The sequence below is a fragment of the Sinorhizobium medicae genome (assembly GCF_007827695.1).
Lineage (GTDB): Bacteria > Pseudomonadota > Alphaproteobacteria > Rhizobiales > Rhizobiaceae > Sinorhizobium > Sinorhizobium medicae.
Genome location: NZ_VITA01000017.1, coordinates 1 through 24528, shown reverse-complemented (window position 1 = coordinate 24528; position 24528 = coordinate 1). Strand labels below are relative to the sequence as shown.

The window sequence follows — 24528 nt, the reverse complement described above, 5'->3', positions numbered from 1 at the left end:
GCTCCTGCGGCTAGGCCCGCTGTCGTTCGGGGCGCGACAGGTGAATGATCCCCTTCTGCAGCAGGATGAAGGCAAAGAGCAGGAGCCCGATCAGGATTTTGGTCCACCAGCTCGAGAGCGTACCGTCGAAGGTGATGTAGGTCTGGATGAGACCCTGGATGAGGATGCCGACGAGCGTTCCGGCGACAAAGCCGGATCCACCGGTAAGCAGCGTCCCACCGATGACGACGGCCGTGATGGCATCCAGCTCGACGCCGACAGCGGCCAGCGAATATCCAGCCGAGGTGTAGAGAGAGAAAACGATGCCGGACAACCCTGCGAGGAGCCCCGATAGCGCATAGATCCTGACCGTGGTAGCCGCGACCGGAACGCCCATGAGCTTCGCCGTCGCCGTACCGCCGCCGAGCGCATAGATATTCGTGCCGAAGCGGGTCCTGTGTGCAATGAGAATGCCGATTGCGAAGACGAGCAGCATCAAGCCGCCGATCAGAGTGATGCGCCCGCCGCCGGGCAGCTTGTAATAGAGGCTTTTTAACGTCCCGTAGAAGGGGTGCTTGATCGGTACGGAATCGATCGACAGCACGAAGGCCATGCCGCGCGCGAGGAACATGCCGGCGAGCGTGACGATGAAGGCCGGCATTTCGAGGTAGTGGATGATTGCCCCCATCAGCGCTCCGAAAAGCGTCGTGATGGTCAGAAGAAGCGCGAAGGCGACGAGTGGATGCATGCTGCCATGCTCCAGCACGACCGCCAGAAAGACGCCGGCAAACGCGATCACCGCTCCGATGGACAGGTCGATGCCACCCGAAAGGATGACGAAGGTCATGCCGACGGCGGCGATTCCCAGAAATGCGTTATCGGTCAGGAGGTTCCCGATCACGCGAGTCGACAGTATGTTCGGGTACTGCGCGGCGCAGAGCGCATAACTTAAGACAAAGATCAGGATCGTCGCCGTAAGTGGTAGATATTTCTGCTTCATTTCGCTTCTCGCTCGGTCGGCTTGCCGGCTGCCCCCGGGATGCTCAGAAACGAGAATGCCGTGCGGAAGCGCGGTGACTGGAGCACCAGGATGAAGATGATGATCGCCGCCTTGATGATGAGGTTGAACTCGGGCGGGAAGCCGGACAGGAGAATGCCTGTGTTGATCGCCTGGATGATGATGGCACCAAGCACCGAGGCCGCAATGCTGAACCGGCCGCCGAGCAGCGATGTTCCGCCGACGACCACCGCCAGTATGGCGTCGAGTTCCAGCCAGAGCCCGGCATTGTTCGCATCGGCGCCCCTGATGTCGGCGGCGGCAATGATGCCGGCGATCGCCGCACAAAGGCCGGACAGCACATAAGCCGCCACGAGAAGGACCGGCGTGAGCACGCCCGAGAGCGTACTTGCCTGACGGTTGATGCCGATCGCTTCAATCAGCATGCCAAGTGCGGTCCGCCGAACCAGAACGGCCACGAGCAGACCGAACACCAGCCAGATCACGATCGGCATGGGCAAACCGATAAAGGAACCGCTGCCGATAAAGATCAGGCCGGGCTCGTTGAAGGTGAGAATGGTTCCCTCGGTGATGAGCTGGGCTATGCCGCGTCCGGCCACCATCAGCACGAGCGTGGCGATGATCGGCTGGATGTCGAGAAAGGCTACGAGGACCCCGTTCCATATGCCGCAGAGGATACCGATTGCGAGCGTGGCGAGCAGGGTCTCGGCAAGCGAATGTCCTGACGTGATCAGCGACGCGGCAACCGCGCCGCAGATCGCCATAACCGCACCGACGGAAAGATCGATCCCCTTGGTGGCGATGACGACCGTCATCCCAATCGCCAGAAGAACGACCGGCGCACCGCGGTTGAGAATATCGATGAGGCTGCCATACAGACGGCCATTTTGGATCTGCAAGTTTAGAAAACCGGGAAAGACGATTGAAATCGCTATTACAATTATCACTAGCGCAATGCACTGAGGCAGCAGCCGGCCGGCATAGTTCCGCATGATCGGCATCACGAGGCTTTCCTCCCATTGGTCGCAGCGATCGCTTCGACGATCCGATGTGCCGTCAATTGAGCTCCATTGAGTTCGGCGACGTGGGCGTGATCTCGAAGCACGACGACCCGCGTGCTGTAGGCTACGAGCTCTTCTATTTCCGATGAGATGACGATGAGCGACATGCCTTTTTCCCGCAGGCTTTCGATAAGCCTGATGATTTCCGCATGCGCGCCGACGTCGATGCCGCGCGTGGGCTCATCGAGGATAAGCAAGTCCGGTTCGGTCGCGAGCCAACGGGCGAGAATGGCCTTCTGCTGATTGCCGCCGGAAAGGAGCTTTATCGGCTTCTCGCGATCGGCGGTTCGGATATCGAGTGCCCGGATGTAGAGGTCCGCGAGCCGGTTCTGCTCCACACGCGGGATCGGCCGGGTCCAGCCGCGCCTTGCCTGCAAGGCGAGGACGATGTTCTCGCGCACGGAGAGGTCGCCGACGATGCCGGCGGTCTTGCGGTCTTCCGGGCAGAAGCCGAACTTCTGCCGGATGGCGGCGCGCGGTGAGGAAAGGTCGACTGTCCGGCCATCGACCTTGGCCGTACCGCTGTCGGCGCGATGAGCACCGAAGAGGATTTCTGCGGTTTCCGTGCGCCCCGAGCCGAGCAGGCCCGCCATGCCAACGACTTCGCCGGCGCGGACATCGAGATCGAAGGGATCTATTTTGCCTCGGCGGCCATAGTTCCTGAAGGTGTAGCGTGTTTCGCCCTCGACCGCATCGGGATGGACGGACTGGATTTCCGTCGCCAGTTCCCGGCCGATCATCAGGGCGATCAATTCGCGTCTGTCGAGTTCTCTCGCCTCTCGCGTGCCAACCAATTGTCCGTTCCGCAAAACGGTGATGCGGTCCGAAATGGCATAGACCTGTTCGAGGAAGTGGGTGATGAAGATGATGCCGAGTCCGCGCTTCTTGAGGCGCCGCACGATCCGGAAGAGCATCTCCACCTCGTGCGCATCGAGACTTGCGGTCGGCTCGTCCAGGATCAGTACCTTGCCGGAAAGATCCACTGCCCGGGCGATGGCAACGACCTGCTGGATCGCCACGGAATAGCTCGCAAGATCGCGGGTAACGTCGATATCGAGTTCGTACTCCGCCAGCAGTTCGCGCGCCTTGCGGTTCATGCTGCGCGTGTCCACCATGCCGAAACGGCGCGGCTGTCGCCCCAGATAGAGGTTCTCCGCAACCGTGAGATTCGGCAGCAGGTTGACCTCCTGGTAGACGGTCCCGATGCCAAGCCTCTGGGCTTCGAAGGTGTCGCGGGGGTCCACCTCGGCTCCGTCGAGGAGGATGCTGCCGCCATCCCGGCGATAGGCACCCGTCAGACATTTGATGAGCGTCGATTTGCCGGCGCCGTTCTCACCCAGCAGCGCGTGGACCTCGCCGCGCCGCAGATGCAGATCGACCTTGTCGAGCGCCTTTGTGCCGGGGAAGCCCTTTTCGATCCGGACGGCTGAAAGGATGTTGTCGCTGTTGGTCTGCATGGATACCGTCTCTGGATCGCGTCCGACGAACGCGCAGGCGTCCGTTCGTTGAACGGCCCGCGACACCCGCCGCGGGCCGTAAGCGAGGTCAGTAACCGAGACCCTTCTTTTCTTCGTAGACCTTCATCGGATCGTCGGCCTGGGTGTAGAGCTTCGATTCCGTCTGGATCCACTTCGGAGGCTCTTTGCCGTCCTTGAGGTAGGCTGCAAGTGCATCGAAGGCAGGGCCTGCCATGTTTGGCGTGAGCTCGACCGTCGCATTTGCTTCTCCGGCGGCCATAGCCTGGAAGATGTCGGGCACAGCGTCGATTGAGACGACGAGGATGTCCTTGCCGGGCTTCAGGCCGGCTTCCTTGATCGCCTGGATCGCGCCCACCGCCATATCGTCGTTATGGGCGTAGAGCGCACAGATGTTCTTGCCGCCGTCCTCGGCCTTGAGGAAGCTTTCCATCACTTCCTTGCCCTTCGTGCGGGTGAAATCGCCTGTCTGGCTACGCACGATCTTCAGATTGTCGTTGCCGGAGAGCGCCTGCTCAAAGCCCTTCTTGCGGTCGATGGCCGGCGAGGAGCCGGTGGTGCCCTGGAGTTCGACGACGTTGCACGGCTTGCCCGCAACGGTGTCGACAAGCCATTTGCCGGCCACGCTGCCTTCGTGAACGAGATCGGACGTGACTGCAGTCAGATAAAGATCCTTTGAAGCGTCGACGGTTCGGTCGAGCAGTATGACCGGGATTTCCGCATCCTTCGCCTCTTCCAGCACTTCATCCCAGCCGGTCGCCACGACCGGGGCAAGAAGAATCGCGTTCACGCCCTGGGCGATAAAGGAACGGATTGCCTTGATCTGGTTTTCCTGTTTCTGCTGCGCATCGGCAAATTTGAGGTCGATGCCGCGCTCTTCTGCCTGCTGTTTCGTCATCGTCGTCTCGGCTGCGCGCCAGCCGGACTCCGATCCGATCTGAGAAAAGCCGACGACGAGATCCGCGGCCGAAGCGCTGCCGAAAGTGCAGGCAGCAAGGATCGTTGCACTCGCAAGTGCCTTCATGAGTTTCATGATTTCCTCCCAAAGAATGCTGCTCTCCGCGCAGCTGAAGAGAAAAAATCATATTATATTACTTTTGTAAACTCACTTTTATTGTCGGCGAGACGCTCTGGTCGGGACATCCACAGATCGTCCCAAGCCGGCGCCCATCAAAGGATCGCAAGCGTTCGGTTCTGAACCTTCCCGCGATAGAGCTCCTGAATCCGCAATTTGTTCTCCAGTGCAATGATGATGTCCTCGCTGAAGTCCATACCATGAATCGCTGCAATTTCGGGGAGGCCGCCCGGCGTGAAGACATTGGCTTCGAGCACCTTGTCCCCGACGATGTCGAGACCCACCAGGAACATGCCGTCTTCGATCAGCTTTGGACGGAGCCGTTCCGCGATCTCGAGGATCTCTGGCGTGATTGTCGCGGCTTCCGCGGTGCCGCTCGCATGCATGTTCGAGCGAACGTCGCCTTTGGCAGGGACGCGCCTGAAGGCCGCGTAAACGCCATTGCGCTCGAGCGGTTTTCCATTCAGCAAAAAGAGGCGGATATCGCCTGCGACCGCGTCGGGAATATAGGTTTGCGCGATCAGGTATCCGCCATCGCTGGCAACCTCGAAGATCTGGTTGAGATTGGTCTCGTCCTTGGAATCGATCTTGAACACGTTTTTGCCGCCGGACCCTTGCAACGGCTTCAGAATGGCCCCGCCCGGGTGATCCGCAAGGAAGCTGCGGATCTCCTCGATGCTTCTGGAAATCAGGCTGGTCGGCCGGATGATCTCTGGAAACTCCTGGAAGTAGAGCTTGTTCTGCGCAAGCGACAAGCCGTCGGGATCGTTCACGACGATTACGCCACGTGCAGCGGCGAGACGCCCGAAATTCGTGCCGACATAGACTGCCCAGGGACGCGTATCTGCGTCTTCGGACGGATCATTGCGCAGGAAAAGCACCTGTACCTCGCGCAGATCGAGCGTAACGATCTCGGCCTGTTTGCCTTGTAGCGCGGCGAGGAACGTCTCGGGTTTTTTCGGCTTCGTGCCCCTCAGCGTCGTTGCACGGATCAGCAGGCTGTCGTCCTGGCGCAACACGAAATCGCCCGGCGTGACGTAGCAGACCTCATGGCCGCGTGCGAGTGCCGCAAGCGCCAGCCAAGTCGTCGTGTAATACGATGCTTCGCCTTCGATGGAGTTGACGAAAAAGGCGATGCGCATGTTGGCCGCTCCTATTGCTGCAGCAAATCGAGTGGAGCCATCCGCTCGCACGTTCTGGCAAGCCGCGACGACGCTTCTGGACTATCGAGAAAAAGCGGGAGGACCGACGGGCCGCGGAGCAGCCCACGGGCGTGCAGTTCCTGCATGACATCGAAATGAGAGGCGGCGATCTTGCCCATCCAGAAGGGCTCGAGTGCGCCTCCACCTGCCAGGTGATCGAGCAGTTGCAGAAGCCCTCGCAGGTAGATCGCATCCTTGGCGAGACCTCCGCCGCGATAGATGCGCAGGACAACGTTGAAAGCGTCTGCTTCTCGGAAGCCGTGATCATTTACCAGCCGATGATAGACTTCCGGCAGGGACGCGCCCTCAAGCATTGCGGCGCAGGCGGTCACACGGGCGGCAAGGAGACGCAATCGCTCGCCCGTCATCCCCCCGGAAAGATACTCCGAAAAGACGGCAAGGCCCTCCTGCATCCCTTCATATCCGGCGAGACCCGAGCGAAACAGTCTAAGGCCCTGCGCCGAGCCGTTAAAGTAGGTCAGGAGGTGAACGCCAATCTCGTGGCTGAGGATCGGTTCGACGCGATCGGGCGCCATGCTGGTGCTTCGCGCGATGAACAGTCGTTTACCTGAAACCAGCAAGCCGGCGGGTAGATCGTCGCGTATCTCCACAAGCGCTTCGAATCCGGCATAGCGCTGTGCATAGGCGTCGATCATCTGGCGCGCCCTCTTCTCGATGACATGGCTGTCGGCGCGCAGTTCGGCTGCGGGTGCCGCCGGGTAACCGGCGAGATTTCGGCTTTGGTCCAGGATGTTTTCGGCTGCTCGCAGCAGATCCGGCTCGACCGGGCCGTACAGCGCGCGACTATATTCGACGAATTTCTTCGTCTCGCGGGCGGAGAGCATCGATAGCTGCAGATCCAGCTCCTGCTGCTTTTCACGATAGAGTTGGTAAAGCACCGGGTCTTCGAGATGATCGAAGGGGATCGAGAAAAGCATCTTCTTCGCGTTCTCGATTTCGATGACCAACGGCCGGTAGAGGAATCGCGGCGCACGCGCGAAGCCGCCAGCCGCAAACTCGCTCCAGGCGGCTTCCGCGTTTATGGGCGTGACGGCGAGGAGAAAATCGAAACTCGAGGCGACCTCATCGATGCTGCGGTCCGTTCGTTCCACGGCATCGATGAAAGCTCTTCTGCCGAGCGCGCGGTGAGAGGGAAATTCGAGGCTGCCCGTCGCCTTCGCGAAGGCAGCAAAGGCGTGCAGGGCGGCGTCGAAAATGGTGGCGATCAGCCGCTCGCGTAGTTCCGGGAAAACCTGACCGGAGTCGGGCTGCCGATAGATAGGCGCGAAACGAACCCGCATCGAAGGGAATGGCAGATCGAGTGCTTCTTCTTCCCGATACGCCTGCCATTCGTGACGCTCGACACGCGGCGTGCGGAACTGCGCCCGGGTCGCCTCGACGGCGTCGATAAAGGCCTTTGCTGCGGGTTGGATATTTCGCCGGCGGTCCGCCATAACATCGACCTTGAAGGGCGGCAGGAAAGGAGACTTGTCGGTCAGGAGCTCGTCTTTTGCCAGTTCGCCGATATCGAGAACCATGAAGGCGCCGAAGCGACGCTCGAGCAATTCTCCAATGGCTGTGACGAGGGGCTTCGCCGTGGCAGCATCCGGCGCGAGCAGGTGGGAGGCGTTTGCACGGACGATTTCGCGGGCAACAGGTGCGGCATCGCCGGCAAGGTGCACGCAGAGAAAGGGCAGGGCCCTATCGATGTGAAGGCGCCCGCCGCCTGCGAATTCCTGGCGTACGGCTTTCCCTGCATGGATCGCCGCAAGCGCCTCCGCCAGCCAATCGGGATGGTTCGCTTCGGCCTGGATCGATGCGCGCGCTAGCTTCATCGTTCCGCCTTCAATGCTTCAACGAGAACGGGCAGCGTCGCGGCGAGCATTCTCCTCAACGCCACCAGCGCTTCTGGCCGCGGCTCGCCTGTCCATTCCTCCATGAAGAATTTCTTGAACTCGACGGCGATCGCACAGCCTGTTTCGGGGAAGTGTTCATGGATGAAACGCGTCTGTTCGCCCCGGCCCTGAAAAGCGACGTTCTCACGCACGTCCAGCGATCCGCCCGGAAAATCGAAGGAGCGCAACGCCGCCATGAAATCATCGACGACGCACGCCCATTTTCGACGGTCCATGGAGATGGTGCCGATATTGATATCCGGAGCATCCGCGGCGGGCGCAGCCTCCGCTTTTCGTCCGGCACGGCGATGGTTGTAGCTATGCACGTCGAGGACGACGAAGCGCCCGTGGCAACGTTCGATGCCAGCGAGAAACGATTTCAACATCTCGTAATATTCGTCGTGCATGGAAAGCGATGCATCGACAACGGCCTGCGGCGGCTCCTCCGCCCAGACGTCGAGGCCCCAGGCCTGCTCCGGCCGCAGATAGACCGCGCCTGCGCGGGGACGATTGATGTCGACTTCGAAACGGGAGCGGTGGACGACGATCCGGTTTGAGAAGTCGCGGATCAAAAACTCTGTGAAGGGGTCTTCCTCGCGCAGGCGTTCCGCCTCATCAAGCGCGCAGAGACGCTGCACCGCGTCTCGAACAGCATGACCATCGTGAATGGCGGTCGCAACTACGGGCGAGTCGCCACGGTGCTGCGTCCACCAATCAGAGGCGGCGCATGGCGCCAAATTCAACGGCTCTGGGCCGGGATTCATGTTCATCGCTTCCGCAGGTGCATCCATCGGCTTTCCGGATCTCACTCCAATCGACTCAGGCACGATTGATGGTCGGAAGAAGCAGTTCGACTTCGCGCTGCATCTCCGGCGGCAGCGTTTCGATATTTCTCCTCCAGAAGGCGTCCGCTTCGGCAGGCTCGTTTTCCCAGTTTCTGACCGATGTCTGGTTATCGTCGATCACGACCCGGCGATGGCCGCCGAGGCGCAGGTACTCGGTTGCAAGTTTACGTGCGTTCGTCCGTTCCATTGCTGAACTCCAATTTTTAGATTTCGGAACGCCAGCCGGCTGCCATATGGATCGAAAACGTTCCGGGCTCGGGGACGTTCCCGGTTCATTGCGACTTTGATGTTATTGCCCTTTTTACCCATCGAAGCGAAAAGCCGGTTTGGCGACAGTAACCCAGCGGCGCCATCACAGCGTGAGAAGCCTATAGGCGAAATAGGCGGCTGCAAGACTGGCAGCGAAGCCAAGCGCCAGCAGGAACCCGTTTCTGGCCAATAGCCCCAGGCCGAATACGGCAACCATCGTCATCGGAACATTCGTGACGAAGGGGACGAATTCCAGGAGCGGAACGGGCACGGCGAGAAGCACGCAGATCAAACCAGCGAGCCGGTCGAAGGGAGGTTCCGTCAACGGGCGCAGTCCGCGCGTCAGCCACGGATCGAGCCAGCGCGACCACGTCTTCATCGTCCGTCCTGCCCCCTCGACAAGCCGAGGGGACAGCTTCTTCCGGCGCAGAGAGTGGGGTATCCAGATATGCCGCAGGCCCGCGACAAGCTGCAGCGAGACGAAGACGACGACAACAGCCAGCAGAGTGGACGCCGCCGGGATCAACCCCGCCGGAGACAGATTTGCACCGGCCGCCAGAACGAGAACCGCGCCGAAACTCCGGTCGCCTATCAGAAGCAACAATTCTCCCAGCGACAATGACTCAGCCCGGGCCGCACCGGCCACCAACGCGTCTGCCAGAGCGCCGATCGACGGAGCATCTTTTCTGTCGCGCCGATCGCCATAGCGCACGGTATCTAGGAGGCGAGCCTTCATGGACGGATAACGCCTGACGCGAATGCATTGTTCGCGTCGGGCGTGTTCCTCACGCCGCCTCGAGCCCCACTTTCTTCGGCTCCTCCTCCGGCGTAGGGTCAGCTGGTGCTCGGATGCTCGGCAGACTTCGATAGATGTCTATATAATCCCGCGTCATCCGGTCCGTGGTGAACCGCTTCTCGAAGCTCTCCCGTACCTTCCGCCGGTTGAGTCCCAGCACTCGGTCAAGGCGCTTGACGGCCTGTTCCACCGTGTCGACCAGGATCCCCGAAACGCCGTCATCGATCACCTCCGGCGCCGAGCCGTAACGGAAGGCAAGCACCGGCGTGCCGCACGCCATGGATTCGATCATGACGAGGCCAAATGGTTCGGGCCAGTTTATCGGGAAGAGGAGTGCAGCCGCATTGCCGAGAAAGTCCGCCTTCTGGCTTTCGCCGATTTCCCCGACATATTCGACATTGGAATGCCTCCGGATCAGTGGCTCGACAACCGAATCCCAATAGTCTCTGTCCTGAGCGTCGACTTTCGCGGCGATCTTCAGAGGCATGCCTGCCCGCACGGCGATCTCGATCGCCCGATCGGGGCCTTTCTCCGGCGAAATCCGCCCCAGAAAGGCCAGGTAAGCTCCGGACGGCCTTTCCTTGAATGGCAGAACGGTCGGGTCCAACCCATGCAGCACCGTGCCTCTCCAGTTGACCGGCGGCATCGGCGTTCGTTGGTGCTCCGAAATGGAAACCAGCGGGACATCCGGAAAGGCCAGATAGAAGGGATGCACGTCCGACAGATCGAGGCGCGTGTGGAGCGTCGTCACCGTCTTGCCGGCGAAATCCTTGATGAGGGGGAAATGCAGGAACTCGATATGGAAATGCAGAATATCGAATTGATGCGCGCGGCGGCGGACTTCTTCCAGCATGGCCACATGATGCGGAAGGAAATCGCGCACCTTCGGATTAAGTCTGAGTGCAACATCGCAACAGGGCACCAGTTCGGCACTGGTGAGCGAATCGCCGCTGGCAAAGAGGGTCACGTCATGGCCCAGCTTAACGAGCTCTTCGGTAAGGCAATGGACGATTCGCTCCGTCCCTCCGTAAAGCTTCGGCGGGACGCGTTCTGCAAGGGGTGCGATCTGCGCAATTTTCATCGCTTGACTCCTGAAATCGATGGACGCCGACCGGGGCGTCCGTCGGCAGGAGAACCTCGTTCTCAGCTGCACAATTGCCGGACAGCCGGTCTTGTTCCCGCTTGCCAGCTGTGCTTGCAGGGGCGGGCAGGTGGATTTACCTGCGGCTGCATGATGCATTCCGAAAGCCGCCGAAGAGGCTGCCGATGCCCAGCATTCAGGATTTCGAGCAAGGATATCTGCTGCGCCTCTTCGAACGGGCGCTTACTTCAACGACGCGACGCCGAAGCGGGGATTGATTTCGGTTTTAGCAGGTCCGCCGCCCTTGGCCATTTCTTCGATGATCGGACAATCCGGACGGCCGTCGCCGTGACAATGGCTGGCGAGATGCTTGAGGGTTCGCGTCATGTCCTGGATCGCTGCAAGCTTGCGTTCGAGTTCTGCAATGTGCTCCAGAGCTACAGCCTTCACGTCCGAACTCGCCCTGGAACGATCGCGCCACAGGGCAAGCAGCTCCTTGATCTGCTCCACCGAAAATCCGAGATCGCGTGCCCGACGGATGAAACGAAGCGTGTGGACGTCGTTGTCGCCATAGGTCCGATAGCTGGAGGCGGTCCTGACGGCAGGACTGATCAGGCCGATCTGTTCGTAATAGCGGATCATTTTCGAGGAGACGCCGCTTACTTTCGAGGCTTCGCCGATATTCATGTCTTTCCCTTTCTTCAGAAGGGGGCGTCCCGCGTGTGACCGGACGCACCTAAAGCATCTCCGCTTTTCTCCAAATCACGGAAGCTTTCTAACCTCTTGTTTTCCGCAATTGCGGACGGAAAACCGCTACGCACCTTTCCTGAAGTTGCTCTAGGCCGGATCGAACGATTTCAGCCGCAGCGCATTGCCAAGAACAAAGACGCTCGACATCGCCATGGCCGCCGCCGCAAAGATCGGCGAGAGCAGGGTGCCGTTCACGGGGTAAAGAACGCCGGCCGCGACAGGCACCAGACTGATGTTATAGACGAAGGCCCAGAACAGGTTCTGCTTGATGTTGCGGATCGTTGCCTTGCTGAGCGCGAGCGCCTTCGCAACGCCGTTCAAGTCTCCTGACATCAGCACGACATCGGCGCTTTCAATGGCGATATCGGTTCCCGTGCCCACGGCGATGCCGACATCCGCTTCGGCCAGAGCCGGCGCATCATTGATGCCGTCGCCGATGAAGGCGACCGAGCGGCCGCCCTGACGGAGCTTTCTCACCGCTTCCACCTTGCCTTCCGGCAGCACCTCGGCGACGACCTCATCGATGCCGAGCTTTTTGGCAATCGCCTCGGCAGTGCGGCGGTTGTCTCCGGTGACCATCGCCACTTTCAAGCCGAGTGCATGCAGGGATTTGATTGCCTGAGGTGTGCTTTCCTTGACCGGGTCCGAAACCGCGACGATCGCCGCCAGCCGCCCGTCGATGGCCGCATAGAGCGGTGACTTGCCGCCGCTGCCGAGGCGTTCCGCTTCATCTGCGAAGCCGGTAATATCTATTCCGTTCTTGACAAGCGCGCGGTCGGCGCCGACGAGCACCCGCCGTCCGGAAACAGTCCCGCTTACGCCAAATCCCGGCGTCGCTTCAAAGGCGCTGACGGCAACCGTTGCTATCCCCCTGGACTTTGCCGCCGACACGATTGCCTCCGCGATCGGGTGTTCCGAAAGCGTTTCGAGGCTTGCGACAAGGCAGAGGACTTCGTCCGGCTCAAAACCCTCAGCGGCGACGAGATCGGTCAGCTCGGGACGGCCCTTCGTCAACGTCCCTGTCTTATCGACCGCGACGACGTCGGCGTCGCGAAGGCTCTGTAGAGCCTCCCCTTTGCGGAAAAGGATGCCGAGCTCCGCCGCGCGGCCGGTGCCGACCATGATCGAGGTCGGCGTCGCCAGGCCCATGGCACATGGGCAGGCGATGATGAGGACCGCTACGGCATTCACGAGGGCGAACGAGAGCGCAGGGGAGGGGCCAAGCACGTACCAGGCAGCAAAGGTCAGCAATGCCGCCAGGATTACCACCGGGACGAACCATGCGGTAACTCTGTCCACCAGCGCCTGGATCGGCAGCTTCGAGCCCTGAGCGGCTTCGACCAGTCTGATGATCTGCGCCAGCAGTGTGTCGCTGCCGACCTTGGTGGCCTTGAAGGTGATGGAGCCGGTCTTGTTGATCGTACCGCCGATCACAGCACTGTCCGTGGCTTTTTGCACGGGAACAGGCTCACCGGTAATCATCGACTCATCCACATAGGAGCTGCCGTCCGTGACTGTGCCGTCCACGGGGATCTTCTCACCCGGCCGGATCCGGATCACGTCACCGGTTACGACCTCAGTGATCTCAGTCTCGACGAATTCGCCGCTATGCAAAACGAAGGCCGTCTTCGGCTGCAGCCCGACGAGACGCTTGATGGCCTGACTGGTGCGGCCTTTTGCCCGCGACTCGAGATAGCGGCCGACGAGAATCAAGGTGACGATCACGGCGGCAGCCTCGTAATAGACGTTCGCCGTCCCGGAGGGCAGTATCGCGGGAACGAAAGTCGTCACGACGGAATAGCCCCAGGCTGCGGTCGTCCCGAGAACGACCAGCGAGTTCATGTCGGGTGTCCAGCGCAGCAAGTTCGGCACGCCCTTCCTGAAGAAGCGCAGCCCCGGTCCGAACAGGACGAGCGTGGCGAGCGCAAATTGAAGATAGAGATTGTTGCGCATACCGATCGTGCCCATGATGAAGTCATGGACGCCGGGAATGAAGTGCGATCCCATTTCGAGCAGGAAAAGCGGAAGGGTCATCAGCGACGAAATCGTCACTGCGGATTTCAGAGAGCGGAGCTCGGCTGTGCGGTGATCCACATCTTCCTTCATGGCTTCGGCAGGCGTCGCCTTCCGAATACCGTAGCCCGCCCCTTTGACCGCGGCCGCGAGGGCCGAAATCTCGGCGGTTCCGGAAACCAGCCGCACGGTCGCCTTCTCCGTGGCAAGGTTCACGGATGCATCGGCAACGCCGGGAACGGCCTTCAGCGCCTTCTCGACACGCGAAACACACGAAGCGCAAGTCATGCCTTCGATCTGGATTTCCTCGGTTACGATCCTCGGCGTGTAGCCGGCTTTCTCGACCGCGCGGAGCACGGATGTCGTTTCGGGCACTCCATTGAACTGAACCGTCGCGCGCTCCGTGGCCAGGTTGACGTTCGCAGAAGCGACGCCCGGCACCGCGGCGATGGCCTTTTCGACGCGTCGTACACATGAGGCACACGTCATACCTTCGATGTCGAAATCGAAGGACATCGGAAGCGATGTGGATTTTTCGGTCTGTTTCAGTGCAGTCATCGGAACGTCCTTTCCAAACTGCACCCTTGATAATCCTTCCAACAATGGGAAGGTCAAGCGCCTTTTGAGTTCCTGGATGGCTTTTTTACGACAACGGTCCGCCGAGCCCCTGGAATCCGAAATTGCTCTAGGCGACAGATGGAATCGACGCTAACGATTGGCCTTCGATTTGAAGTTGGATAGATGCAGGACGAAGAGATCGATATTCTCCGCTGGCTGGCCAATGCCGGGCTGCGCGGCGACGAGCCGAACGAGATGTTCCGCGCCTTCTGCGAACGCTGCAGCAGGGCCGGCATCCCGATTTCCTACGCAATGGGCCTCATGGACACACTGCATCCGGAATTCGAGGGGCACGCCTTCGAGTGGCGGGCACAGGATAACGGCCCGCGACCGCTCCAGACCTACTCGTCGAGCGACAGCGGGAATGTTCGTGAGACGTGGGAAAGTTCGGCATTCAACCATTTGCGGCAAACGGGTGAGAGCGAGTTGCGACGGGAGATCGGCAAGGGCGCGCCGGTCGATTTCTATCGCCTGCCGGAGTTGAGGGAAGAGGGGTGTACCGATGTGATCTTTCACATCGAGCGCTTCACCCGCAAGGGCAGCATCGGCGCCATGGATGCCTTCTATTCTGTCTGGGGCACAGACGAGCCCGATGGATTCACCGAGGATCAGCTCGCGCTGCTGCGCCGGCTTCTGCCGACGCTCGCGCTCGCGTTGAAAAGCGTCGGCAGCATTCGAATCGTCAAAACTCTGGCGCGCGTCTATCTCGGCCAGGATGCGGCCAGCCGCGTCATTGACGGACAGGTCGCGCGCGGGCAGGCCGAGACGATCGACGCGATCATCTGGCTGTCCGACCTGAAGGACTACACGGCCATCATGGATGCCGCCCGGCCGGAACAGATCATTCCGCTCCTCAACGACTATTCCTCGGTTGTCATCGGCGCGCTCCATCGCAACGGCGGAAACGTGCTGAAGCTGATCGGCGACGGCGTGCTTGCTATCTTCAAAGGGCCCGATCTGACGGCCGCCGCTTCCCGCGCGCTTCAGACCGAGCGCGAATTGCGCAGAGACCTCGATCATCTCAACCGGCGGCGCGGCGCGCGGGGCGAGCCTTCCACCGGCCTTTATGTCAGCCTCCACTTAGGCACGGTCTTCTACGGCAATATAGGGAGCCGGAACAGGCTCGATTTCACCGTCGTCGGACCGGCCGTCAACGAAGTCAGCCGCATCTGCACGATCTGCAAGACCACCAATAACGACGCTCTGGTCTCGGCCGACTTCGTCAACGTCTGCAGACCGGCGTCACGCGAGGGGCTTTCGCCGCTCGGCGAGTTTTCATTGCGCGGTGTGAGCGAACCAATGGTGCTCTACACGGTGAATCGCGGGTCGGTTTCCGTGGTAGTCTAGGTTGGAATACACCAAGCTTCCAGTTGCGAAAGACGGAGACGCAGAATGTCGGATCATCTTCAACATCCCGAACATCACGATCATGGGGAGGATCGGTGGAAGCATAACGGTGTTCGCGTGATCAAAGGGGACCAACTCGATGACAACACGGCCCAGACACCGGGCATGTATCGGCAGGCCGCCATCAACCGCGCCCGTGTCGGCGCCCAGAAAATCTGGGCCGGAACGGTGGCGATCCAGCCGAATGCCAAGACAGGCGTGCATCACCATGGGCCGCTTGAAAGCGTGATCTTCGTCGTTCGCGGCAAGGCGCGCATGCGCTGGGGCGATAGGCTTGAATATGTCGCGGAAGCCGGGCCGGGCGACTTCATCTTCGTACCACCCTTTGTGCCGCACCAGGAAATCAATGCCGATCCCGCCAACGTGCTCGAATGCGTGCTCGTGCGGTCTGACAATGAGGCGGTGGTGGTCAACGTCACCGATGTGGAACCGGTGGAAAAGCCGGAGGAGGTCTATTGGGTCGATCCCATTCACAGGCATCCGGGCTGACGTTTTCCTCCCGAGCAGAGGCCCCGAGCAGAGGCCCCGAGAAGCGCGATCCGCGCACGCTCCCAACGCCATTATTCCTGTGCTCGTCGCGGGAATCCAGCCATGCCAAGTCCTTGGCTGAAAAGACTTCTTCCGGGCCGCATACGCGTCGCTGATCTCTGTCAAGAGCACAGAGATGGGCGAGGAGAAAACGCGGCCCTCCGATATGTTGCCGTGGCCTGTCAGCGACCTATTGTGGCCGCTACCTATTCTACGACGCAATCGTCCGCTTTCGCGGCTGCTGCCTGCTCACCCATCTGCTGCGCTTCTGCGTCCTGCTGCGACGTGGCGAGGTTCTTGTCCCCTCCGCCCTGCTGGTTTGCCAAAGGCATGGTCTCGCCGTCCTTGCTGGCGGCATTATTCTCGGTCTCAAGCGGGGCAGTGGTCCCGTCCTTGGCTATCCCCGGCTTTTCGGCATTGATGGAGGCGGTGGTGTCCGTAGAAGTCCCATCCTTGCAGGCGGCCGTGGCTGTACCGGAAACGAGGCCGGCGATCGAAATGGCTGTCAGAACTGTGGCGATCACTTTCATTGTAGTCTCCGTTATCTCTAACCAGATGTGTGAAAACCGATCGGCACGCGGATCGTTCCATGGTTTGCGCCGATCTCGACTTGATGCATGGAAACGGCGATCTCCCTCGGACTTGCCGAGCGCTGCAAATTCGACTAGTAGACGTTTGAATTGTTTTAGGATCATTGAAACATGGATGAGCCGCGTGCCCGTCTGTCCTTTGCCGCCCTGTCGCAGGAGACCCGACTTGGGATCGTCAGAACGCTCGTCGTAACGGGTCCGGGCGGCATGGCCGCGGGTGCGATTGCCGAGAAGGTGGGTGTCTCTCCCTCGAATGTATCGTTCCACCTGAAGGAACTGGAGAGGGCCGGATTGGTTGCGCAGAGGCGCGAATCACGTTCCATCGTTTACAGCGCCCGCTACGACGCTCTTGCGGACCTCGTGACATTCCTGATGGAGGACTGCTGCGTCGGGCACCCCAGCGTGCGGGCATCACTGAATGAACGGGCGTCGTGTCGTTCGACATCGCCAGCCTCGGATGAAAGCGGGACCCTCTGAATGAAGTCCGGAATCCCCGCAGGCATCGTCGCCGCACTCGGGCTCACCCAGATCGTCGGCTACGGAACGCTTTACTACAGCTTCAGCATCCTTGCGCCCGGAATGGCGCGCGACCTCGGCCAGACTGTCGAGCAAGTGTTTGCCGTGTTCTCCGCTTCGTTGCTGGTGGGCGGCCTTTCGGCTCCGATCATGGGCGGTTGGATGGATCGGTTCGGTGCCGCGACGATCATGACTTTTGGTTCGGCCGTCTCCGCCGTGGCGCTTTTATTGTGCGCATGGTCTCCTTCGATGCCGGTGTTCGCCATAGCCATCGTTCTTTTGGAGGTGGCGTCCGGCATGGTGCAATATCAGGCAGCCTTTGCGACGCTCGTGGAAGTCCGTCCCAAGATGGCCTCGCGCAGTATCACCTATCTGACGCTGATCGGGGGCTTCGCCTCGACGATCTTCTGGCCGATTGCCGTGAACCTGAGTGAGCTTCTCTCATGGCGTGAGATCTACGTCGCCTATGCGGGGTTGAACCTGCTCATCTGTCTTCCACTGCATTACTGGATTCTGCGAAGCAGGAAGCACGGGGCGCTCGAACGTTCTCGTATCGATCGAGAGGCTATCGCCGGAGCGCTTCCAACACGGGTGAGGCGGCGGGGCATGCTCCTTGTTTCATTGGCCTTTGCCCTCCAGGGGTTCACCCTTTCAGCAATATTGACACATATGGTACCGATGCTCGGAGCAATCGGGTTCGGGCCGGCAGCCGTCGTGATAGGGTCGCTGTTCGGACCGTCTCAAGTTCTGAGCAGGCTGATCAACATGACGCTAGGCGCTAACCTGCTGCCGCCCATGCTTGCGACGCTGTCGGCCGTGCTGATCGTCGCCGGTGTCGTCGTACTCGGTCTTTCCGGGACATGGCTACCCGGGGCCGTGGCTTTCGCCATCTGCCTCGGTCTTGGCTCGGGCATCAACAGCATTGCGCAGGGCTCGCTTCCGCTCTGGCTGTTCGGATCCTCCGGCTATGGAGCCATTACGGGCCGGATGGCCGCCGCTCGGCTGGCTGCAGCCGCCATGGCCCCCTTTGTCTTTTCCGTCCTGATGGAACGGTTCGGCACCGATGTCGCCCTGATGGCCAATGCCTGCCTGGGTGCGATCGGTATAGCGGCATTCGTCGCGGTAGCCTCGGCGGCCAAGCGTCAGCCGGGTGCGCACTAGACCGGGATACCAGGACATCTCGGGCATGGCTGTCGGAATCGCCTTCAGCCACTCGTCTTCGAAACAGACGAGCTATGGAGAACAACGATGACTATCACGATTACCGCCTTTGAACGGTCGCCCGATCGCGGGAAGGGACTGGCCCGCGACATGCGTGTTCGCTGGGCACTCGAAGAAGTGGGTCAGCCTTACGACGTTCGTCTTCTTTCCTTCGAGGAGATGAAGCAACCAGCCCATATCGCGCTTCATCCTTTCGGGCAGATTCCGACCTATGAAGAAGGCGACCTGGCGTTGTTCGAGTCGGGGGCAATCGTCTTGCATATCGCAGAAAACCATGCGGGCCTGCTGCCGGACGACCCAAATGCCAGAGCGCGCGCCATCACATGGATGTTCGCCGCACTCAACACGGTGGAACCGCCGATCTTTGATCACGACCTCGCCAGGATATTCGAGCGCGACGAACCCTGGTACGAACAGCGTCTGCGCTTCCTCAAGGACAGCATCGGAAAGCGGCTCGGTGCGCTTTCCGACCGGCTTGGCGAGGCCGAATGGCTCGATGGTCTTTTCAGTGCCGGTGACCTCCTGATGGTGTCGGTGCTTCTCAGGTCCAAAGGATCGGGCATGCTGGAGGACTATCCGAACCTCGCTGCATACGTCGCCCGCGGCGAAGCCCGGCCCGGATACAAACGTGCATTTGAGGCTCAGCTGGCGGTTTTTACCGCCGCTTCAACTATCTGACGAAAGCCCGCTCCGGGTGCCAAATGCTGGCGGACCGGCAGGGTTTTACTTCCGGGGGCCGGTGTCGTGGACGGTTCAGTCCGTGAACTCGGTGATCACTCCCGGTTTGACCATCTCGGCAAGTTCCTCTGCGTCCCAGTTAGTCAGGCGGACGCATCCGTGCGACTGAGCCTTGTCGATGAGAGACGGCTCGGGCGTGCCGTGAATGCCGTAGGTAGGCTTCGTCAGATCGATCCACACGGTTCCAACCGGGTTGTTCGGACCTTTGGGCAGCGTCAGGGGCTTGTTGTTGTCGGCCTGCTGGAAGTTGACTTCCGGATCGTAGACGTATGGGGGCATCCGAGCGACGCCTTTTACCTTGTGTCTGCCGCTCGGCGAGGGTGACGCTTCGCTGCCGATGGAGGCGGGATACACGGCGATCGGCGCACCGTCTTCGGCGAATGCCAGGACCTGGCCCGATCGTTTGCGCACTTCTATCCTCTTGACCACGCCCTCCTTCGGAGCGCCGGGCATCGCAACCCACACCGTTTCTCCGGTATCGAACGACGAATTCGGGTTCAAAGTCTTGAGGAGGTCGACGTCCATGTGAAAGCGCTCGGACAGTCTCTCTTCGACGCTCTTATATCCGAGATGGTCCATTTCCGCTTGTTCAGAGTAATCGTTGGGAATGTCAGAGACGAGATCCTCGGTGTCCTCTTCGGTGATGACATAGGATTGTATAGCGGGTTTGTCCTCCGAAAGCCGGCTCACCACCTCGGGATCCAACTTCCCATCGGTGGGAAGCTTCTGCATGGCCTCGAAACCGGCAATCGCCTTAGTGACGTTCTCGCCATAGTAGCCGTCTATCACTCCGGGAGACGAGCCCGCCCTATCCAGAAGAACCTGGAGATGGACGATGGCGGGATCCGGGTGAGGCGATTCCTTCGGCGGCCGTTCCGGTGCAATGGACGCGATCGGAGCAGTGTTTATCGCTTCCGGTTGAAGTTCCTCGGCGAGAGCGGTGGCAGTGAGCCCCATCGTCAGGGATGCTGCGGCAAAAACGATGATCTTCATGAACATCAAATGGACAGCCGGCCCAACTTGTTCCGCGCCTTGACATCTTGTCCTCGGCAGTGAATGCGGCGACCGGCGCAAGCCGCATCCACTGCTTAGTCTAGAGGACTGCAGGAGACGGTGGAACTGCCCCCGGAAGTGGTTTATTCAAAGTTCAGAGCGCGGCTTTGATCTTCTCCGCGGCCTCGGGCGAGACCCACTTCGACCACATGTCTTGGTTCTCTTCGAGGAAGCGCTTCGCACCTTCTTCACCGCTTGCCTGATTGTCGGTCATCCAGGCCATCAACTTGCTGACGGTCTCGTTGCTCCAGGACCTCTTGGTCAGATAATCCATCACCTCGGGGCCGACCCGCTCGGAAAAGGGCTTGGCGACCAGCGTCACGATCGTGTCGACGGGCCATGCGTTCGGTTTGGGATCGGGGCAATCCGCTACCGTGTTGCAGCGCTTCCACTCGGCCGAGTCGTGCGGAACGCCGGGCTCGAGCTTGACCATCTCGTATTTGCCGAGGAGGGCAGTCGGGGACCAGTAATAGGTAAAAAGACCTTCCTTGCGCTCATACGCCTTGGCGATGGCGCCATCCAGGCCGGCGGCAGAGCCGGTATCGATCAGGGTGAATCCGGCTTTCTCGCCGTCGAACGCGTTGAAAAGCTGCGTCGTCACGACTGTGCCGCCCCAGCCCTGCGGTCCGTTCAGGAGAGCGCCCTTGCTCGAATCCTCGGGGGCGGGGAAGAGCTCGGGGTGCTTCAGAGCGTCGCCGATCGTTTTGATATCCGGGTGGGCGTCGGCAAGATACTTCGGAATCCACCAGCCCTGCACGCCGCCATCCGGCAACGGGGAACCGACCGTGATGATACGACCGTCGTCCTGCCCCTTCTTGACGACGTCGGGCAGGAGGTCGATCCAGGCTTCGGGTGCTATATCGGGCTGACCTTTCTCCGCCATGGAGGTGATTGTCGGCACGGTATCGCCAATCGTTATCTCGGCGCTGCACCCGTAACCTTCGTTGAGAATGAACTTGTCCAGGTTCGAGAGGACCTCGGCACTCTGCCAGTTCATGCTGGCGATGGTGACGCTCCCACATTCGGCAGCATTCGACGCGGATGCTCCCGCCGTGAGGCAAAGCATGAGACATGTAGACGCAAGCAGCTTGTTCATTAGGCTGTTCCCATTTCTTGCTGCGGCACATTATTAAAGGAGCAGGATGCCGCTTACCCGCTCGATCAGATCCAGGAACACAGTTTCACACCAGCCGATATCCTGAGACCGGCTATAATGACTTCAGCAAGGCAATGCCTCGCCCATCCTCAAGCGCCTTTTTTGCTGTCCGAGTAGCCATGCCTGGCGAAAAAGCGGTCGAGCTCTCTCTGCTCCGGCGCTTGTCCAGTGAAGATTTCCACATATTCCGGGATGCGCTTCATGCGGACGGCGGTGTCCTCCTTCGTCTGCATAGAAATGTAGCCGATCTGTACGAGATAGATCGTGCGCGCGCGCACATCGGCTCGGGCCTCGTTCTGCCCAAATCGCAGGAACATGCGCGTGAGTGCCTCAAGCCGCTGCTGATCTGCTCTCTGGACCTCTGCGAGTATTTCGGGCGACTGAATGGCCCAGCTTCTCACGGCAAACTCGAACTGCGAGTCGAACAGGCTGCTATCCAGCCAGCAATCGAAAACGTTCAGCATCGCCTCGGCGACCGTCTCGGCGTAAGCTTCGGCCTGCTTGATGAGATTGCCGGTGTTTTTCTCACGCCATCGTATGACGAGCGCATCGAGCAATTCTTCCCGGTCTTTGAAGAACCAGTAGAAGCTTGTCCGCGAAAGATTGAGCTTCTTTGCCAGCGGCTGGATCTTCACCGCATCGACACCCGCCTCCAGAAGAGACTCGTAAGCCGCCCCGAGCCAAACATCCGGTGAACCACGCCAACCACTATCGTTCATGGTCTGCTCCATAATTGCTTCCTAACAAACGGAGGGACGTATCGCAAGCAAAATGTACATGCGTGTCAACTCAGGTGACATTTATGGTCTCTTTCTTGACACAAGTGTACATTCCGGGCTACTTCTTGCGGACGTATTTAACCGGAGCCTGGCAGATGTCGAATGATCCCCTTTTGCAACCCTATCAGCTCAAGCATCTGACCCTCCGCAATCGCATCATCGTAACCGCGCATGAGCCCGCCTATCCGGAGGATGGCATGCCGAAGGCGCGTTATCGCGCCTACACCGTTGAGCGCGCGAAAGGGGGGGTGGCACTGACGATGACTGCGGGCTCCGCGGCCATCTCGAGAGACAGTCCTCCGGTGTTCAACAATCTGCTCGCCTATAAGGACGAGATCGTGCCGTGGATCAGGGAAATGACCGACGCTGTGCACGAGCAGGGTGCGGCGATCATGATTCAGCTTACCCATCTCGGCCGCCGGACGCGTTGGGACAAGGGGGATTGGCTTCCGGTCGTCGCCCCCTCGCATCTCCGGGAAGCCTCGCACCGCGCCTTTCCAAAAAAGATCGAAGACTGGGACATCGAGAGGATAATCAAGGATTTTGCCGACGCGGCCGAACGCATGAAGGCCGGCGGTATGGATGGCGTTGAGCTGGAGGCATACGGCCACCTGCTCGACCAGTTCGCGTCGCCGCTGACCAACGAACTCGACGGGCCTTATGGCGGGTCGCTCGACAACCGTATGCGCTTCTGTTTCGACGTGCTGAGGGCGATCCGAACGCGCGTTGGAGACGATTTCATCCTGGGCGTGCGTTATACGGCCGACGAATGTCTTCCCGGCGGGACGGGCAAGGCGGAGGGCCTAGAAATCTCAAAACGCCTGAAGGAAAGCGGGCTTATCGATTACCTGAACGTGATCAGGGGCCATATCGATACGGACGCCGGCCTGACCGACGTGATCCCCATCCAGGGCATGGCCAATTCGCCGCATCTCGATTTCGCAGGAGAGATCCGAGCGGCCACGGACTTTCCAACGTTCCATGCCGCGAAAATCCCCGACGTCGCGACTGCCCGCCACGCGATCGCCTCCGGCAAGATCGACATGGTCGGGATGACGCGCGCCCACATGACCGACCCGCACCTCGTTCGCAAGATCGTCGAAAAGCGGGAGGATGATATTCGCCCCTGCGTCGGCGCGAACTACTGTCTCGACCGCATCTATCAGGGCGGGGCGGCCTACTGCATCCACAATGCGGCGACCGGGCGGGAGTTGACGATGCCGCATAGCATCGCCAAGGCAGACCGCCGCAGGAAGGTGGTCATCGTCGGCACCGGGCCAGCCGGTCTGGAAGCCGCGCGTGTAGCCGGTGAGCGTGGTCATGAAGTCGTCGTTTTCGAGGCGGCAAGCGATCCGGGCGGCCAGGTTCGCCTGACCGCGCAGAGTCCGCGCCGCCGGGAAATGATCAGCATTATCGATTGGCGCATGGGCCAATGCGAGAAACTCGGCGTCACCTTTCATTTCAACACATGGGCGGAAGCGGAGACCATCCGGGCGGAACGACCCGACGTCGTCATCATCGCCACAGGTGGGCTTCCGCACACGGAAGTACTTTCAAAGGGCAACGAGCTCGTCGTGTCCGCCTGGGACATTATTTCCGGCGACGTCAAGCCGGGTACCAATGTCTTGATCTTCGACGATGCCGGGGACCATGCAGCCCTGCAGGCCGCCGAGTTTCTCGCCAGTGCCGGTGCAAGGGTCGAAATCATGACCCCGGATCGCTCCTTCGCGCCTGAGGTCATGGCAATGAACCTGGTGCCCTACATGCGTTCCCTGCAGAAGCTGGATGTGACCTTTACCGTCACCTACCGTCTCGAGGCGGTCGAGAGGAGCGGCAATCAACTGGTTGCCCATGTGGGCAGCGATTACGGCGGTATCGCCCGGCAGCAGACCTTCGACCAGGTGGTTGTCAACCACGGGACCATTCCGCTCGATGACCTCTATTTCGAGCTGAAGCCCTTTTCCAGCAACCGGGGTGAGATCGACCATGAGCGACTGATTGCCGGCGAACCGCAATCCGTCGTCCGCAACCCCGACGGCCAGTTCCAGCTTTTCCGCATCGGAGATGCGGTCGCGGCGCGCAACACGCATGCTGCGATCTATGATGCGCTTCGACTTCTCAAGGATGTCTGACGCCGGGCGACACCGGCCTTCCCGAAGCCGCGCCATACGCCAGGTCGGCTCGACGAGGATGGCAGGAATTATTTATTGGAATGTCGCACTTGGAAATAGAATGTACCCGGCTACATGGAGTGTGGCGGCAAGGTTGAAATGTCCGCTCCGGCGCAAAGTTGAAATGTCACTTTGGATACGTCTTCAGCCATTTAGAAATACGACACTCGGCATCTCCACTTGCGCTGAGGCAAGCCCCCGACCGGACCGGCTGGATCGGGTTGCAAGGGAAGGGAGGGGGCGGGTGAAGGGCACCCCTTCGGCTTTAGCTTTGACAGTTGCAGCAGCCAGTCATTCCGCCGCATCGAGCTC

Annotated in this window: 22 protein-coding genes; 6 read left to right on the top strand and 16 right to left on the bottom strand. The window is 60.3% G+C overall.

The window, feature by feature from the left end; genetic code table 11:
* Window positions 1-10 precede the first annotated feature (10 nt).
* The 12 genes from yjfF to FB009_RS24325 form a co-directional block, all read right to left on the bottom strand.
* The gene (gene yjfF, locus FB009_RS24380) at window positions 11-979 is read right to left on the bottom strand and encodes a galactofuranose ABC transporter, permease protein YjfF (protein WP_101804645.1); all 969 of its coding nucleotides are present in this window, start codon (window positions 977-979) and stop codon (window positions 11-13) included.
* The gene (locus FB009_RS24375; RefSeq protein ID WP_101798731.1) at window positions 976-1998 is read right to left on the bottom strand and encodes an ABC transporter permease; all 1023 of its coding nucleotides are present in this window, start codon (window positions 1996-1998) and stop codon (window positions 976-978) included. Before FB009_RS24375 ends, yjfF begins: the two co-directional genes overlap by 4 nt.
* The gene (ytfR, locus tag FB009_RS24370; RefSeq protein ID WP_101804646.1) at window positions 1998-3515 is read right to left on the bottom strand and encodes a galactofuranose ABC transporter, ATP-binding protein YtfR; all 1518 of its coding nucleotides are present in this window, start codon (window positions 3513-3515) and stop codon (window positions 1998-2000) included. Before ytfR ends, FB009_RS24375 begins: the two co-directional genes overlap by 1 nt.
* Window positions 3516-3603: 88 nt before the next feature.
* Window positions 3604-4566, bottom strand: a complete 963-nt coding sequence (ytfQ, locus tag FB009_RS24365) for a galactofuranose ABC transporter, galactofuranose-binding protein YtfQ (protein WP_018209692.1) — start codon at window positions 4564-4566, stop codon at window positions 3604-3606.
* Between the two features lie 137 nt (window positions 4567-4703).
* Window positions 4704-5750, bottom strand: a complete 1047-nt coding sequence (locus tag FB009_RS24360) for a glutathione synthase (RefSeq protein ID WP_101798732.1) — start codon at window positions 5748-5750, stop codon at window positions 4704-4706.
* 11 nt (window positions 5751-5761) lie between these two features.
* A complete protein-coding gene (locus FB009_RS24355) occupies window positions 5762-7645 on the bottom strand; it encodes a flavohemoglobin expression-modulating QEGLA motif protein (protein ID WP_101798733.1) in 1884 nt (627 codons plus the stop codon).
* Window positions 7642-8496 (bottom strand): N-formylglutamate amidohydrolase, encoded by an 855-nt coding sequence (locus tag FB009_RS24350; protein WP_018209695.1) that lies wholly within the window; start codon window positions 8494-8496, stop codon window positions 7642-7644. Before FB009_RS24350 ends, FB009_RS24355 begins: the two co-directional genes overlap by 4 nt.
* Before the next feature lie 28 nt (window positions 8497-8524).
* On the bottom strand, window positions 8525-8737 hold the full coding sequence (locus tag FB009_RS24345; protein WP_012061815.1) for a hypothetical protein: 213 nt from the start codon (window positions 8735-8737) through the stop codon (window positions 8525-8527).
* 165 nt (window positions 8738-8902) lie between these two features.
* The gene (locus tag FB009_RS24340; protein ID WP_018209696.1) at window positions 8903-9535 is read right to left on the bottom strand and encodes an exopolysaccharide biosynthesis protein; all 633 of its coding nucleotides are present in this window, start codon (window positions 9533-9535) and stop codon (window positions 8903-8905) included.
* A gap of 49 nt (window positions 9536-9584) precedes the next feature.
* The gene (locus FB009_RS24335) at window positions 9585-10676 is read right to left on the bottom strand and encodes a glycosyltransferase family 4 protein (RefSeq protein WP_012061813.1); all 1092 of its coding nucleotides are present in this window, start codon (window positions 10674-10676) and stop codon (window positions 9585-9587) included.
* A 243-nt stretch (window positions 10677-10919) separates the two neighbouring features.
* Window positions 10920-11363, bottom strand: coding sequence for a Cu(I)-responsive transcriptional regulator (gene cueR / locus FB009_RS24330; protein WP_018209697.1), 444 nt, complete (start codon window positions 11361-11363; stop codon window positions 10920-10922).
* A gap of 150 nt (window positions 11364-11513) precedes the next feature.
* On the bottom strand, window positions 11514-13997 hold the full coding sequence (locus FB009_RS24325) for a heavy metal translocating P-type ATPase (RefSeq protein WP_018209698.1): 2484 nt from the start codon (window positions 13995-13997) through the stop codon (window positions 11514-11516).
* 183 nt (window positions 13998-14180) lie between these two features.
* On the opposite strand from FB009_RS24325, the gene FB009_RS24320 reads away from it, so the two are divergent.
* Together FB009_RS24320 and FB009_RS24315 are read left to right on the top strand one after the other, a co-directional pair.
* Window positions 14181-15404 carry an adenylate/guanylate cyclase domain-containing protein gene (locus tag FB009_RS24320; protein ID WP_018209699.1) on the top strand — a complete coding sequence of 408 codons (1224 nt, stop codon included), beginning with the start codon at window positions 14181-14183 and terminating at the stop codon, window positions 15402-15404.
* 45 nt (window positions 15405-15449) lie between these two features.
* The gene (locus FB009_RS24315) at window positions 15450-15953 is read left to right on the top strand and encodes a cupin domain-containing protein (RefSeq protein WP_018209700.1); all 504 of its coding nucleotides are present in this window, start codon (window positions 15450-15452) and stop codon (window positions 15951-15953) included.
* A 245-nt stretch (window positions 15954-16198) separates the two neighbouring features.
* On the opposite strand, the gene FB009_RS24310 is transcribed toward FB009_RS24315, so the two are convergent.
* Window positions 16199-16522 (bottom strand): hypothetical protein, encoded by a 324-nt coding sequence (locus FB009_RS24310; protein WP_018209701.1) that lies wholly within the window; start codon window positions 16520-16522, stop codon window positions 16199-16201.
* Between the two features lie 171 nt (window positions 16523-16693).
* On the opposite strand from FB009_RS24310, the gene FB009_RS24305 reads away from it, so the two are divergent.
* The 3 genes from FB009_RS24305 (at window position 16694) to FB009_RS24295 (ending at window position 18997) form a co-directional block, all read left to right on the top strand.
* A complete protein-coding gene (locus tag FB009_RS24305; protein ID WP_012061807.1) occupies window positions 16694-17059 on the top strand; it encodes an ArsR/SmtB family transcription factor in 366 nt (121 codons plus the stop codon).
* Window positions 17060-18259, top strand: coding sequence for an arsenite efflux MFS transporter ArsK (arsK, locus tag FB009_RS24300; protein WP_018209702.1), 1200 nt, complete (start codon window positions 17060-17062; stop codon window positions 18257-18259). It begins immediately after the preceding gene.
* A gap of 87 nt (window positions 18260-18346) precedes the next feature.
* Window positions 18347-18997 (top strand): glutathione S-transferase family protein, encoded by a 651-nt coding sequence (locus FB009_RS24295; RefSeq protein WP_018209703.1) that lies wholly within the window; start codon window positions 18347-18349, stop codon window positions 18995-18997.
* Between the two features lie 75 nt (window positions 18998-19072).
* Here the strand turns inward: FB009_RS24295 and FB009_RS24290 are convergent, their stop codons facing one another.
* From FB009_RS24290 to FB009_RS24280, 3 genes are all read right to left on the bottom strand, one after another.
* Complete coding sequence (locus tag FB009_RS24290; protein ID WP_018209704.1) at window positions 19073-20056, bottom strand: L,D-transpeptidase family protein; 984 nt, start codon at window positions 20054-20056, stop codon at window positions 19073-19075.
* Between the two features lie 148 nt (window positions 20057-20204).
* Window positions 20205-21206, bottom strand: coding sequence for an ABC transporter substrate-binding protein (locus FB009_RS24285; RefSeq protein WP_018209705.1), 1002 nt, complete (start codon window positions 21204-21206; stop codon window positions 20205-20207).
* A 149-nt stretch (window positions 21207-21355) separates the two neighbouring features.
* Window positions 21356-21997, bottom strand: a complete 642-nt coding sequence (locus FB009_RS24280; protein ID WP_018009470.1) for a TetR/AcrR family transcriptional regulator — start codon at window positions 21995-21997, stop codon at window positions 21356-21358.
* 143 nt (window positions 21998-22140) lie between these two features.
* On the opposite strand from FB009_RS24280, the gene FB009_RS24275 reads away from it, so the two are divergent.
* Window positions 22141-24177 carry an NADH:flavin oxidoreductase gene (locus FB009_RS24275; protein WP_024325081.1) on the top strand — a complete coding sequence of 679 codons (2037 nt, stop codon included), beginning with the start codon at window positions 22141-22143 and terminating at the stop codon, window positions 24175-24177.
* Window positions 24178-24528 lie beyond the last annotated feature (351 nt).